Source organism: Flaviramulus sp. BrNp1-15, assembly GCF_022259695.1.
GTDB lineage: Bacteria > Bacteroidota > Bacteroidia > Flavobacteriales > Flavobacteriaceae > BrNp1-15.
This window is the reverse complement of record NZ_CP092099.1, coordinates 3404118-3417978: the sequence shown is the minus strand read 5'-3', so window position 1 is coordinate 3417978 and position 13861 is coordinate 3404118. Positions and strand designations below refer to the sequence as shown.

The following is a 13861-nucleotide window of genomic DNA, read 5'->3' as shown; positions in this document are numbered from 1 at the left end:
TCTTTTAATGAAACAAATTATCTTTTCAATTTTAATTACCACTTTAGCACTTGCATGTTCTAGTACAAAAAGTGTCGTGAAAAATGGTTTTTCTAAAGAAGAAAGAAGCTTGATAATGCATGCTGATAGCTTAACACCAATGAGAGTTTATAAAATAACTAAAAAGAGTGATTCCTTATTACTGAGAACAAAAAGCACATATATTAAACCAAATCCTAATGATGCTGTTTTACAGAGTTTTGTAAAACGCTTGTATGCTACAGTAAGAGATAGTATGTCTTTAGGCGTAGGTATTGCAGCACCACAAGTAGGCATTTTAAAAAATATTATTTGGGTACAACGTTTTGATAAAGAAAACTTTCCGTTTGAAGTTTATTTGAATCCAAAAATTATTGAGTATTCTAATAAAAAACAAACTTTTAGAGAAGGATGTTTATCAATCCCCAATAGAACAGATACGTTAAATAATAGAGCGTTTTCTATTAAGATAGAATATGATACTATGAATGCAGAACATAAAACGGAAACAGTTGAGAGTTTTACATCGGTTATTTTTCAGCATGAAATAGACCATTTAAATGGAATACTTTATTTAGATCATTTAGCAAAAGAAGTTCGTGATACCAAAAAATAGTTTATGCAAAACAAGAGACTTCTCATCATTATAGTTTTTGCTACTGTTTTGTTAGTCATTCCTTCAATTGCAATGCAATTTACAGAAGAAGTACAATGGACTTTAACAGATTTTATATCAGCAGGTGCTATGCTCTACGGAACAGGTTTGTTTTATGAGTTTATAATTACCAAAATTAAAAAAAGAAAATACCGAATATTTTTAACTCTAGCTATAACAATAGTTTTACTTTTAATTTGGCTTGAACTTGCTGTAGGTATATTTGGAACACCTATATCTGGGAGTTAAAATAGCAAGGAAACTACTTCTTCAATTCTAATTTTTCTGCAAAATAATCACAAAAATCCTTCATAGTTGCAGTCATTTTTTCATCTTGTGTAGCTCTGTTAAATGTATTACTCATAGCAACTAGTGTTTGATGAAAAAACACTTTCATTTCATCAACGGGCATATCTTTAGTCCATAAATCTATGCGCAAAGTTTCTTGAGTTTTAGAATCCCAAACTGAAAGCATCATCGCTTTTGCTTCTTCATTGGTTATGCCTCCGTCTTGAGCTGTCCAATGTAGTTTTTCAGGAACTCGATTTTCATCTAATTCAACATTAAGTTCTATTTTGGATGTAATATTATTGGCCATTATTTTCGAGGTTTAAACTTAGAGTTATTAAAAATTTCTTCTGTAGGTTTTATAAGCATATCTTTTAATGGTATATCGTTTTGTAGCATATATGCACGAACAATTTGCCATCCTATATATTGACCTAATCGACCTGGAGAATCAGTATCTATTTCTTCTAAATAGAATTTGGTAAAAGGAGCATCATTTATAAATCTACCTGGAAGTTTTGAGTCTGTGCTATATAATAATTCTCGTTCTACAAAGTATCGCCAGATGTTACTTTCATTAGCCATTGCCCAATCTAATTCGGTTTGTGAATAACCAATACGTTCAGCTTCTGTTTTAAACGGAATAACAACATCTTTAAAATACATTAGCTTTCCAAAATAAATCATTTCATCCAATAATGTTTTTCGCTGTGGCTGGTACGTGTATTTCTTCGCATATTCATTAGCCAAATCTACCACCAATTGTTCTTTTTTTAAATTGGCTTTTAAATATTTTGGTATGCTTCCGTAAAATTCATGTTCACTACCCAAATAACTATCTAAAGCTATAACTGCAATGGTATCTGTAGCTATTACTCTATTTCTGTAATCTACATCATTTGTTGTTGTGATAACTCTAGGTGGGTTAAACTCGGGGAAATAATATTTTAAATGATTAAATAATGATTCTATCTCTAACTCAGTATCATCAAAATGTGTAAACGTTTTATCAACTTGGTTAAATAATTGAATTTGTAGCGTATCATCTTTTTTCGCTAACCAAAAAGAGTCTTTATACTTTTCAGAAAACATAAATGGATAGGCTGTTTTTAATTTAGATAAGTTGTTTGAAGTAACTTCAGAAAATAATCTATCGAAACGTTCAATTTTTATATCTGTATTTATTTTAGCTATTTCATCTTCTAACTGATTTTCTTTTTTACAAGAAACAGCAATAACAAAAAACAATAAAAGGAATAATTGAAATTTCATATAAAACTTAAACGACATAAATTTTTATAAATTGAGCGTATGGTTTATTTTTGTTTGCAAAGGTACTATTCTCAGATTTAAAATCATTTAAAAATGCAAACAGAAAAAGTTGTTGATTATATAGTAAACTGGTTAAAAGATTATGCTACTAATGCTGGTATGAAAGGTTTTGTTATAGGAGTTTCTGGTGGTATAGATTCTGCAGTTACTTCAACACTTTGTGCCAAAACAGGATTAGAGCTTTTATGTTTGGAAATGCCAATTCATCAAGCGCCTTCTCAAGTTAGTAGAGCTATGAATCATATAGAGTGGTTGCAATCTAATTTTGATAAAGTTAGAATGACACAAGTTAACTTAACACCTGTTTTTGATAGTTTAATTGAGTCTTTGCCAGATGTTGAAGATGAAGAAAGTAGATTTATGTCTTTAGCGAATACCAGAGCACGATTACGAATGACATCACTTTACTATTTTGCTGCTTTAGAAAAACTATTAGTTGCAGGAACAGGAAATAAAGTTGAAGATTTTGGTGTTGGTTTTTACACAAAATATGGTGATGGTGGTGTTGATTTAAGTCCGATAGCAGATTTATTAAAATCTGAAGTTTATGCTATTGGAGAATATTTAGGTGTAAATAAAGAAATTATTGATGCTGCACCAACTGATGGCCTTTGGGGTGATGATAGAACTGATGAAGATCAAATAGGAGCATCTTATCCAGAATTAGAATGGGCTATGAAAATGGATGATGAAGGTAAAACATCTGATGATTTTTCGGGAAGAAAACAAGAAGTTTTTAAAATATACAAACGTTTCAATTCTGCTAACAAGCATAAAATGATACCTATACCAATATGTGAAATACCTGAAACTTTGTTATAAAACTATGTTATTGCAGGTTGTATAAAAAAGTCTTACATTTACCACAAGCTTAATCTCTCAAACATAAACTATTTCTCAAAATAGTTTTAAAAAAAGCTTTTAAATTATGATAAAATTATTAGTAGCAGACAACCACCCTATCACAAGAAAGGGGCTAGAAGTCCTTTTCTCTGCTTCCTCTAACATTAAAGTAGTTGGAAGTGTAGATGATGGCGAAGCCATCTTAGAATTTATTAAGAAAAACCCTGTAGACATTATTTTAATGGAAACAGATTTTCCTAAACTAAACGGTTTAACCGTTTTACGTTATTTAAAAAACGATTACCCAGACATTAAAGCTATTATTTTTAGCGCACAACCAGAGGAAGTATATGCCATTAACGCCATAAAAGCTGGTGCTGCAGGATATATTTCTAAATCTGTAAATGTAATCACAATTAACGAAGCCATTTTAAAAGTAAACGATGGCGGCATTTATTTAAGTAACGATTTAACTCAACAACTTGCCTTTGGCAATAGAGTTAGTAAAAGCGGTACGTTTTACAAAAAATTATCAACCAGAGAAGCAGAAGTTTTAAAGCTTTTAACCGTTGGTAAGAAAAACAAGGAAATTTCAAAAGAATTAGATATTAACGAAAAAACCGTTAGTACTTATAAAGCGCGATTAATGCGAAAGTTAAAAGTTACTAACTTAGTAGATTTAGTTAATCAAGCTAAACTTACACAAGGGTTATAACACCCGATTTAATTTTCTAGACAACAACATTTTTAGACTCGAATAGTCTTTTACTTCTTCAAGTACATTTCTATTCGTGTCTATTTTGTTTTGTAGCGTTTCTTTCTGGAATTCCTTTACTTTTTGATCTATTAAAAAACACCGCAAACTTAAAATAGTTTCACTAACCAGTTGAGCTACACTGTGCGTTTTTTCTTTTGGAAAAATATTCATGCGGTTCCAATTATCTAAAGCATAACGTTCATCTTCCATTAAAATAGTAGTGATTTCACTAGCCGTTTCAGAATCAACTGAATTTATAAATGTTTTTAACTCAAATTCAGGGTTTTGATTTAAAGTATCAATAATAGTGTAATATAGACTTTTAAAAGTTTCATTTGTGAATTCCATTTCATCATCCTGAAGGTCTAAAAACACTTTTTCAAACACTTTTGCTTGCTGTATTACAGGCTCTAAAATAAGTTCTCCATTATCATTTTCTTTTAGAACCAAGTCTTCAAAATCTTCAGTTTTATTTCCATAAATCAATAGAACCTCAATAATTTTTCGTTCTAAAACATATTGCACATCAACTTTTTTTACAGGTTGTTGGTGCTTTATTACATCAAAAGCTTTTTGCTCTTTTTTATATTGTTTGTTTTCTTCCTGAAACTCTTTTTTATTGATTTGTGCCAGTGTGCTAAATAAAACTTCTTCACTAATATCCATTATTCTTGCACACTCCTGAACATAAATTTCTTTTTTAATACGATCAGGTATTTTAGAAATACTGTTTACAATATCTCTAACTGTTTCTGCTTTTTTTATAGGATCGTTTTTAGATTCTTCGTGTAAAATCGAAGCTTTAAACTGAATAAAATCTTTAGCGTTATCCTCTAAATATAAAGTAAGTTCTTCAAGGGTATTTTGTTTAGCAAAACTATCAGGATCTTCTCCTTCTGGGAACGAGCAAACCTTCACATTCATACCTTGCTCAAGAATCAAATCTATACCACGCAACGACGCACGCATACCTGCTGCATCACCATCAAATAATACGGTAATGTTTTTTGTGAGTCTGTTTATGAGTCTAATTTGCTCTGAAGTTAATGCTGTACCAGATGAAGACACCACATTTTTAATTCCTGTTTGGTGAAACTGAATTACATCTGTATAGCCTTCAACTAAAAAACAATTATCTTCTTTTGCAATACTTTGTTTAGCATGATAAATACCATATAGTACTTTACTTTTATGGTAAATATCACTTTCTGGGGAGTTTACATATTTAGCAGCTTTTTTATCGTTTATTAAAATACGACCGCCAAAACCCAACACACGACCACTCATACTTTTAATAGGGAACATAACGCGCCCCTTAAACCTATCAAAACGCTTATCTTCTTTTACGATAGTAAGTCCTGTTTTTTCTAAATAATCAATACTATACCCTTGTTTTAAAGCTTCGTCTGTAAAGGCTTGCCACTCGTTTAGTGAATATCCAAGATCGAATTTTTTGATAGTATCTTCAGTAAACCCACGTTCTTTAAAATAACTTAGCCCAATAGATTTTCCTTGATCGGTTTTATGTAATATTTTTTGAAAATAAGAATTTGCAAATTCACTTACTAAATATAAACTTTCGCGTTCGTTAGCTTTTTCTTTTTGCTCGTTTGACTGCTCTGTTTCTTCAATTTCAATATTATATTTTTTTGCTAAATACCGTATAGCTTCAGGATATGTAAAATGCTCATGTTCCATTAAAAATGAAACGGCTGTTCCTCCTTTTCCTGTAGAAAAATCTTTCCAGATTTGTTTAACTGGCGATACCATAAAACTTGGCGAACGCTCATCACTAAACGGACTTAAGCCTTTAAAGTTACTGCCTGCTTTTTTTAGCTGAACAAAATCACCTATAACCTCCTCAACACGGGCGGTTTCAAATACTTGGTCTATGGTTGATGGTGATATCAATGCAAAATTTTTAAGAAATGTAAATGTAATATAAACAATTGATTTTAGAAATTAAAGCCCTTTTGAAATTTGACTTTGCTATAAAAACATGAGACACCTGTAGAAAACAAAAAAGCCTTCAATTGAAGACTTTTTTGTTTTGATTTTCTAACATGCTTAATCTACATCAAACCGAAGACCAATAGAAATATTATTTTGGTCAACTACTTGATCTTTAAAGATAGGTGATAAATCGTATTTAACATAAAGAGCGACATCATCAAAAGCTACGTAACCACTTAAGCCATAAACTAAATTTGTAGTGTTAAAACCACGTTTTTGTTTATCTTTTACACGTTCTCCATCCAGTTCATATTTTAGTTTTTGACGCGTACCTATGTTAAATCCTGCGTAACCACCTAATCCTATTTTAAATTTATTTCGGGTAGAATATCTAAAATAGGTGTCTTTATCAATTCGTTTTGATGGTCCGAATTCAAAATGCATGGGAAACACTAAGTTGGTAATTGATAATTTAGATTTTTTTAGATTTTCCGGAAATTCTTCTAAAACTGTTTGCCCGTTTTGCTCAACAAAATACTGGTTGTTATCTGGTTTTAATCCATTTATTTGAAAAGAATAACCATATTTAAATCTTAAAAAATTTGAATTTTTAAACACTCGTGTTTTCCACGCCCAACCTATTTCTAAAAAACGTGAACCTCCAAATTTATATGGTGAATCGTCTAAACTTTCACCTTCAATAATAGCATTGTTTAAACCAAAGGCTAAAACAAAGTCGCTTGAAGTACGTAAATCGTATTTCTTAGGTTTGTTTTTGTAATTAATTTTTATACCTGCAAAACTCTCATCATTACCTCCTATACTAAAACCAATTTTAGATAAATCTTCTTCATTATTGACACGATATCCTTCATCATTACGCTCTAAAAGCGCTATTTTATTATCAATAATAGCTATTCTGTTTTCAATGTTTAAAGCACGTTTTTTAGCTACTTCTTTTTTAAGTATTTCTGCTTCATTATTGGTGATTTCACCTTTGTCTAATCTTAAATTAATAGACTCAACTTCTACTTTTAAAAAATTCCGCTCTTCATTTTTAATATTTTCTTTAATGTTTTTTAATGTTTCAATTTTGTGTTTGTTATTTACATTTTGAATAGTGTCTTGTGCATTGATGAATTGCACACATAGACTTAGTACAAGTAGTACCAAAAATTTAGTAATTGTTTGCATAACTGTTCGTTTTTTGATTTGTAATTTTTATGATGATTTAATTGATGATTAAAATTTTAATTATTTCGATTGGCAACTGCAGTTTTAACGGAATTGTAACTTGATTTTATGGCTTCAAAAACCTTGCTTCTAAAGGATAAATCTAACTCCTCTTCAACATCTTGAAGTAGAGCATTTGCATCTACAATTCCAGTAGTTTCATTGTAAAGCCTGTTTAGTTTAATTTCTTTTTGAGCTTCAAGTAAAAGTGCATCTATATCTGCATCTGTAACTTCATTATTAGTATTTTTTAACTCTTTTACTTGTGCTACAACATCTTGAATTTTTTGCTCTTCAAATGTTAAGGTGTTGTTTTGAGGTAAATCTGTAGTTTTTTCTTCTGGAGTTATTATATTTAAATTTTCATCTGTATTAGAAGAAACTATTTGATTTTCATTTAGAGGTTTATTAGGCAATACTTTTTTGATATTCTGAGTTTTCACAATATCATTTTTATCAATCTTTTTAACCTCTTCTTTATCTGTAATATGATTTTTGTTAACATTGTCTAAAACTATTTTAATAGTTTCTTCTTCCTGAATAGTTTCTGGTGTTGTTACTACTTTTGGAGTAACTTCTGTAGACGAATTAGTATTCCATAATTGAGTAGCTACAAAAAGAATCCCAACTACACTTGCAGCTATACCAAGCCACCAAAAAGATTTATTATTCTTTTTACCGCTTTCCTCATCTAATCTATTTGAAAGTTTTTCCCAAGCATTTTCTGATGGCTGTAGTGTTCGCTTTTCAAGCTTATTTTTTAATTGTTCTTCGTATTTAAGTGGTGCCATAGCTTGTTGTTTTATTTATTTTTTTAATTTTTTCCTGAAGCATTTTTCGTGCTTTAAATAATTGCGATTTTGATGTGCCTTCATTAATATTCAATTCATTTGCAATTTCATGATGTTTGTAACCTTCAATAGCATACATAATGAAAACCATTTTATAGCCATCTGGAAGTTCATCGATCAGCTCTTGGATTTGAGCTACTTCAATATTGGTATTAATATTGTTTGTTGAATCATCATGAATTAAAATATCTTCAACAGAAAACTCAACTTTTTTTTGTTGTCTTAAAAATGAAATAGATTCTCTAACCATAATCTTACGAATCCAACCTTCAAAACTACCTTCACCTTTAAAATTTTTTAAATTAGAAAACACTTTAAAAAATCCGTTAAGCATGACGTCTTCGGCATGTTGGATATCTTTAATATAATATCTGCAAACACTTAACATTTTTGGAGCGTGTAATTCAAATAAAACGTGTTGCGCTTCCCGGTTGTTTTTGATTGCTTTTTTTATAAGCGCAGATTCGTTTTTATGGAGTTGAATAACTTTCAAAAATGGTTTCATTTTGTGTTCTATTTATAAAGACGCAAAATTTATTCTAATGGTTGCCTTAGGAATAAAAAAATAAAAATTTATTTAAAATTAGTTGATTTGACTGAATAAAAAAACGCTTCCCAAAGTTATTGAGAAGCGTTTTTAATTTATTGCGTATCGAGACTCTCGACCTACATCATACCTGGCATTCCGCCACCTCCCATTGGAGGCATTGCAGGAGCATCTTCTTTAATATCAATTAAAGCACACTCAGTAGTTAGAATCATACCAGCAACAGATGCAGCATTTTCTAATGCAATACGTGTTACTTTTTTAGGGTCGATAATACCTGCTTTAAGCATATCTACATATTTTTCAGATTTAGCATCGTAACCAAAGTCTTTTTTACCTTCTAATACTTTGTTGATTACAACACTACCTTCACCACCTGCGTTTTCAACGATTGTACGTAAAGGAGCCTCAATAGCTTTATTTACTATTTGTACTCCAGTAGTTTCATCTAGATTTTCTGTAGTTAACTTTTCTAAAACTGATTTTGCTCTAACTAAAGCAACACCACCACCGGCAACAATACCTTCTTCTACAGCAGCTCTTGTTGCATGTAAAGCATCATCAACACGGTCTTTCTTTTCTTTCATTTCTACTTCACTTGCAGCGCCAACATATAGTACAGCTACACCTCCAGCTAATTTAGCTAAACGTTCTTGAAGTTTTTCTTTATCGTAATCACTAGTTGTAGTTTCAATTTGTGATTTAATTTGGTTTACTCTTGCTTTAATATCAGAAGCTTTTCCTGCACCGTTTACAATTGTAGTATTGTCTTTATCAACTGTTACAGTTTCTGCAGTACCAAGCATAGTTAAATCTGCATTTTCTAGAGTGAATCCTCTTTCTTCTGAAATTACAGTTCCGCCAGTTAAGATTGCGATATCTTCAAGCATAGCTTTACGTCTGTCTCCAAAACCAGGTGCTTTTACAGCTGCAATTTTTAAGCCACCACGTAATTTGTTTACAACTAAAGTTGCTAAGGCTTGACCATCAACATCTTCTGCGACAATTAATAATGGACGACCAGATTGTGCAACTGGCTCTAGAATAGGTAGGATTTCTTGTAAGTTTGAAATCTTTTTATCGAATAATAAAATGTATGGATTTTCTAAATCGGCAATCATTTTATCAGTATCGGTAACAAAGTAAGGTGATAAGTAACCTCTGTCAAACTGCATACCTTCAACAACATCAACATAAGTATCCATGCCTTTTGCTTCTTCAACAGTAATAACACCTTCTTTTCCAACCTTACTAAATGCTTGAGCAATTAACTCACCAATAGTGTCGTCGTTATTTGCAGAAATGGCTGCTACTTGTTTTATTTTTTCAGAAGAGTTGCCAACTTTTTGAGCTTGCTTTTCTAAGTTTTTTGTTATGGCTTCAACAGCTTTGTCAATACCACGTTTCAAATCCATAGGATTTGCACCAGAAGCCACATTTTTTAGTCCTTCTTTTACTATTGCTTGTGCTAAAACAGTAGCTGTAGTTGTACCGTCTCCTGCTAAATCGTTTGTTTTACTAGCAACTTCTTTTACCATTTGTGCACCCATGTTTTCGTGTGCATCTTCTAATTCTATTTCTTTAGCTACAGATACACCATCTTTAGTTACTTGTGGTGCTCCAAAACTTTTACTAATTATTACATTACGTCCTTTTGGGCCTAAAGTAACTTTTACTGCATTAGCTAATGCGTCTACACCACGTTTTAAACCGTCGCGTGCTTCAATATCAAATTTTATGTCTTTTGCCATTTTTTTTAGTTTTTAGCTTTAAATTAAACAATTGCTAATATGTCGCTTTCACGCATGATTAAATAGTCTTTACCATCTAGTTTAAGCTCTGTACCTGCATATTTACCATATAAAACAGTATCGCCAACTTTTACAGTAATAGGCTCGTCCTTTGTGCCTTTTCCAGCAGCAACAACGGTTCCTTTTTGTGGTTTTTCTTTAGCGTTATCTGGAATTATAATTCCTGAAGCTGTTTTAGTTTCAGCTGCAGCTGGTTCAATAAGAACTCTATCTGCTAATGGTTTAATGTTTAATGCCATTTGTTATATATTTTTAATTTAAAAATTAATGTTAACGCTTAAGCGTTGTGCTAAAAATGTGCCAATACTATTTAACTGACAAACTTTCAGAAACAAAAAATGCCAACTTGTGTAGTTGGCATTTTTTGTGTTTCTAACATGAAATTATTCTTCTGTACCTTCAGTTGTTGTTGCAGCATCATTTGCCGTATCAACTGGAGTTGGTAAAGGTTGTGTTGTAGTTGCATCAGGGTCTAATGCTTTTGAATCTACATTTTCTCCACCTCTATTAATAGCTACATTTGATAGTAAAATTAATACCAACAATAATGTTGCTAATGTCCAGGTACTTTTATCTAAAAAATCGGTTGTCTTTTTTACTCCACCTAGTTGTTGTGTGCCACCGCCACCAAAAGATGATGATAATCCACCTCCTTTAGGGTTTTGTACCATGATTACTACTATTAGTAAAAATGCTACAACTACGATTAAAGCTAAAAATATTGTAAACGTACTCATTATTCCTTATTATTATGTTCTTGTAATTGTTCTACTGCCTTAATTTGGTTTGCAAAGAAACCACTTTTTTCTGGATATTTCAAACTTAAAATCTTATAAGATTGAATTGCTTTTTTATAGTTTTTTTGTTCCACATAAATGCGAGCTAAAGTCTCTGTCATTAAAGACTCTGGCTGTATCATTTGTGCTTTTGCTAAATTACCTTTTTGTGTTAAGGTTTTAGTTGGACTTATTTTTGGATTTTCTGAAATAAATTTATCAATTAATTCAAATTTTTTTTCTTTATCTAATGTGTTTGAATTAGTTTCAATTTCTTCTTCTTTTTTCTTTTTTGTTTCTCTATCAATAGGTTTAAAACGGGTTAGTTTTAACCATTCGTTAAACGAGTGTTTTTCTCTTTTATCAAACTGAAGCGGTTTACCTAGATTTAAAATTTCATCTGCTGTGGCTTCTTGAGTTTTAGTTTCTTTGGTAATGTTTTTAATAGTTTCAGATTCGTCTAAAATAAAAGATTTTATAGGTCGAGCTTCTTTAGGTTGAAATAAAGCCGGGTCTAAAACACCATCGGTATCTTTAATTTGTTGTTTTAAAGCATCATCAATTTTTACACTTTTATCAACTGAAATATCTTCAACATCAATATCAATATCTTTTAAATGCTCAATATTTTGTTTTATAAATTGAGAAATTTCGTTTTGTAGAAATACTTCTGATGTTATATAATCGAATAAAATACTTCTATCTGTTGTGTAGGCTGCTGTTGTTTTAAGCTGTTGGTTGTATTTAATGCTACTTTGGTCTTTTAAGCCTTTAAGGTATATGGCACGTGCCGATTGAAAATAAGGAAATTCATCAATAATAGATTTCACAGCTTCAGTTTGTTGATGCGTTATCCTTTGAGGGTGCTGAAGTATTTGTGTGAAATCAGTTTGATTCATTGACTTACCATTTAGCTAGTGTTGCATTAAAAATATCTTGTGTAATGCGTTCAAAAATTTCTTCGTGAGCAGTTGTTTTTTGTGCTCCTACTAGTTGTGCGCTTCCTGGATAATCATAAAAAAATGTAAAAGATTGATCTAAATCATCCTCTTCATTTTTTTTATTAAAAAATCTGAGTTTCACACTTATTGTTAATCTGTTTTGAGCTGCTGTATTTTGTGATGTTGCTGTTGTTGGCGAAATTCTATATTCTGTTATTTCACCTTCGTAGACTAAATCGCCATTAGATGGTACAAGATTTAAATTAGTTTGATTTTGTATTAAGTCTTCAAGGGCTAATTTAAAGTCACGTTCTAAACCAGGTTCTACTAATAAAGCTGTATTCTCAAAACGATTTACTTGATAGGTTTCAGTTCCTGGTGGAATTGAAGCTCCTGTAAACGAATAAATGCCACATCCGGTGAGTGAAAAACTAAAAGTTAAAAGTGAAAAGTATAATACGTATTTTTTCATTGTTTTTTAAATGCTTCGACAAGCTCAGCATGACATTTTATAAACGATTATGTTTTTATTTTGTTGTGTTTTACTGTTGACTGCTACTGAATACTGTAAACTAAACTTATAAATCGTATTGTTTGATTTTTCGATAAAGTGTACGTTCACTTATACCTAATTCGGCAGCTGCTAATTTACGTTTTCCGCTGTGACGTTCAAGCGATTTTTTAATTAATTCTAACTCTTTGTCTTGTAATGATAAAGTTTCTTCTTCCTCAACTTCTTCAGCAAAATGATATTTATCTTGAACAACCGTGGTTTCATCATTATTAGTGGCGTGTTCTGGAATTGAAATAACTTCAGCATTAGTGTTATCTAAAGTGTCTTCATATACTGCATCTTCTTCATCATCATTCCCATAGATTTTTTGAATCAGGCTCTCGTTATTTTTTTCAACATCTTTAACATTACCATGCTTCATTAATTCCATTGTAAGCTTTTTTAAATCATTAAGATCGCTTTTCATATCAAAAAGCACTTTGTATAGAATTTCACGCTCACTACTAAAATCGCTTTCAGATTTTGAAGTTTTAATTACAGCGGGCAAATTAGTGCCAGATGTTGGTAAATAACTTTGTAGTGTTGAAGCACTAATAGTGCGATTTTGTTCTAAAACAGAGAGTTGTTCTGCTATGTTTCGTAACTGACGAATATTACCACTCCATCTATATTTTAAAAGGATTTGTATTGCATTATCGGTTAGTTTAACCGTTGGCATTTTATATTTTAAAGCAAAATCGCTCGCAAATTTTCTAAATAACAAATGAATATCTTCTTGACGCTCTCTTAAAGGTGGTAAGTGAATATCTACGGTACTTAATCTGTAAAATAAATCTTCACGAAACTTTTCTTTTTGTATAGCTTCAAACATGTTTACGTTTGTAGCTGCTACAATACGCACATTAGTTTTTTGCACTTTACTAGAGCCTACTTTTAAAAACTCACCATTTTCTAAAACACGTAATAAACGTACTTGAGTTGTTAATGGTAATTCACCAACTTCATCAAGAAAAATAGTTCCGCCATCTGCGACCTCAAAATAGCCTTCGCGAGTTTGTGTAGCGCCTGTAAAAGCACCTTTTTCGTGCCCAAAAAGTTCACTGTCAATAGTGCCTTCTGGAATAGCTCCACAGTTTACAGCTATATATTTATTATGTTTTCTATGCGATAATTGATGTATTATTTTAGGAATACTTTCTTTACCAACACCGCTTTCTCCAGTTACGAGAACCGAAATATCGGTAGGAGCAACCTGAATCGCTTTTTCAATAGCACGATTTAATGCTGGTGAATTACCAATAATACCAAAACGTTGTTTTATTGCTTGAATTGATTCCATTTA

General features: G+C 31.2%; 16 protein-coding genes. 4 read left to right on the top strand and 12 right to left on the bottom strand.

Features of this window, described 5'->3' with window-relative positions; all coding sequences use genetic code 11:
• Positions 1-7: 7 nt before the first annotated feature.
• Positions 8-634, top strand: coding sequence for a peptide deformylase (def, locus tag MBM09_RS15180; protein WP_238674558.1), 627 nt, complete (start codon positions 8-10; stop codon positions 632-634).
• Between the two features lie 3 nt (positions 635-637).
• Entirely contained in the window at positions 638-922 is a 285-nt protein-coding gene (locus tag MBM09_RS15175; protein WP_238674557.1) for a hypothetical protein, read from the top strand.
• 13 nt (positions 923-935) lie between these two features.
• Here MBM09_RS15175 and gldC read toward each other — a convergent pair whose 3' ends face one another.
• Complete coding sequence (gldC, locus tag MBM09_RS15170; RefSeq protein ID WP_238674556.1) at positions 936-1271, bottom strand: gliding motility protein GldC; 336 nt, start codon at positions 1269-1271, stop codon at positions 936-938.
• Entirely contained in the window at positions 1271-2233 is a 963-nt protein-coding gene (gene gldB, locus MBM09_RS15165; RefSeq protein WP_238674555.1) for a gliding motility lipoprotein GldB, read from the bottom strand. The genes gldC and gldB overlap by 1 nt, the downstream gene beginning before the upstream one ends.
• Before the next feature lie 93 nt (positions 2234-2326).
• Here gldB and nadE point away from each other — a divergent pair, with 93 nt between their 5' ends.
• Entirely contained in the window at positions 2327-3115 is a 789-nt protein-coding gene (gene nadE, locus MBM09_RS15160) for an NAD(+) synthase (protein WP_238674554.1), read from the top strand.
• A 106-nt stretch (positions 3116-3221) separates the two neighbouring features.
• Positions 3222-3851, top strand: a complete 630-nt coding sequence (locus MBM09_RS15155) for a response regulator transcription factor (RefSeq protein WP_238674553.1) — start codon at positions 3222-3224, stop codon at positions 3849-3851.
• Here MBM09_RS15155 and dnaG read toward each other — a convergent pair.
• The 10 genes from dnaG to MBM09_RS15105 all read right to left on the bottom strand — a co-directional run bounded on the left by dnaG (position 3846) and on the right by MBM09_RS15105 (position 13858).
• A complete protein-coding gene (dnaG, locus tag MBM09_RS15150; RefSeq protein ID WP_238674552.1) occupies positions 3846-5804 on the bottom strand; it encodes a DNA primase in 1959 nt (652 codons plus the stop codon). The genes MBM09_RS15155 and dnaG overlap by 6 nt on opposite strands.
• A 156-nt stretch (positions 5805-5960) precedes the next feature.
• Positions 5961-7040, bottom strand: coding sequence for a hypothetical protein (locus MBM09_RS15145; protein ID WP_238674551.1), 1080 nt, complete (start codon positions 7038-7040; stop codon positions 5961-5963).
• Positions 7041-7096: 56 nt separating this feature from the next.
• Entirely contained in the window at positions 7097-7870 is a 774-nt protein-coding gene (locus tag MBM09_RS15140) for a hypothetical protein (RefSeq protein ID WP_238674550.1), read from the bottom strand.
• Positions 7857-8435, bottom strand: coding sequence for an RNA polymerase sigma factor (locus tag MBM09_RS15135; RefSeq protein ID WP_238674549.1), 579 nt, complete (start codon positions 8433-8435; stop codon positions 7857-7859). The genes MBM09_RS15140 and MBM09_RS15135 overlap by 14 nt, the downstream gene beginning before the upstream one ends.
• Before the next feature lie 161 nt (positions 8436-8596).
• On the bottom strand, positions 8597-10228 hold the full coding sequence (gene groL, locus MBM09_RS15130) for a chaperonin GroEL (RefSeq protein WP_238674548.1): 1632 nt from the start codon (positions 10226-10228) through the stop codon (positions 8597-8599).
• A gap of 23 nt (positions 10229-10251) precedes the next feature.
• Positions 10252-10527, bottom strand: coding sequence for a co-chaperone GroES (gene groES / locus MBM09_RS15125; RefSeq protein ID WP_072400923.1), 276 nt, complete (start codon positions 10525-10527; stop codon positions 10252-10254).
• Positions 10528-10671: 144 nt separating this feature from the next.
• Positions 10672-11025 (bottom strand): preprotein translocase subunit SecG, encoded by a 354-nt coding sequence (gene secG / locus MBM09_RS15120; protein WP_238674547.1) that lies wholly within the window; start codon positions 11023-11025, stop codon positions 10672-10674.
• The gene (locus MBM09_RS15115; RefSeq protein WP_238674546.1) at positions 11025-11963 is read right to left on the bottom strand and encodes a hypothetical protein; all 939 of its coding nucleotides are present in this window, start codon (positions 11961-11963) and stop codon (positions 11025-11027) included. Before MBM09_RS15115 ends, secG begins: the two co-directional genes overlap by 1 nt.
• A 4-nt stretch (positions 11964-11967) precedes the next feature.
• Positions 11968-12477, bottom strand: coding sequence for an LptE family protein (lptE, locus tag MBM09_RS15110; RefSeq protein WP_238674545.1), 510 nt, complete (start codon positions 12475-12477; stop codon positions 11968-11970).
• A 106-nt stretch (positions 12478-12583) separates the two neighbouring features.
• The gene (locus tag MBM09_RS15105; protein WP_238674544.1) at positions 12584-13858 is read right to left on the bottom strand and encodes a sigma-54-dependent Fis family transcriptional regulator; all 1275 of its coding nucleotides are present in this window, start codon (positions 13856-13858) and stop codon (positions 12584-12586) included.
• Positions 13859-13861: the final 3 nt, after the last annotated feature.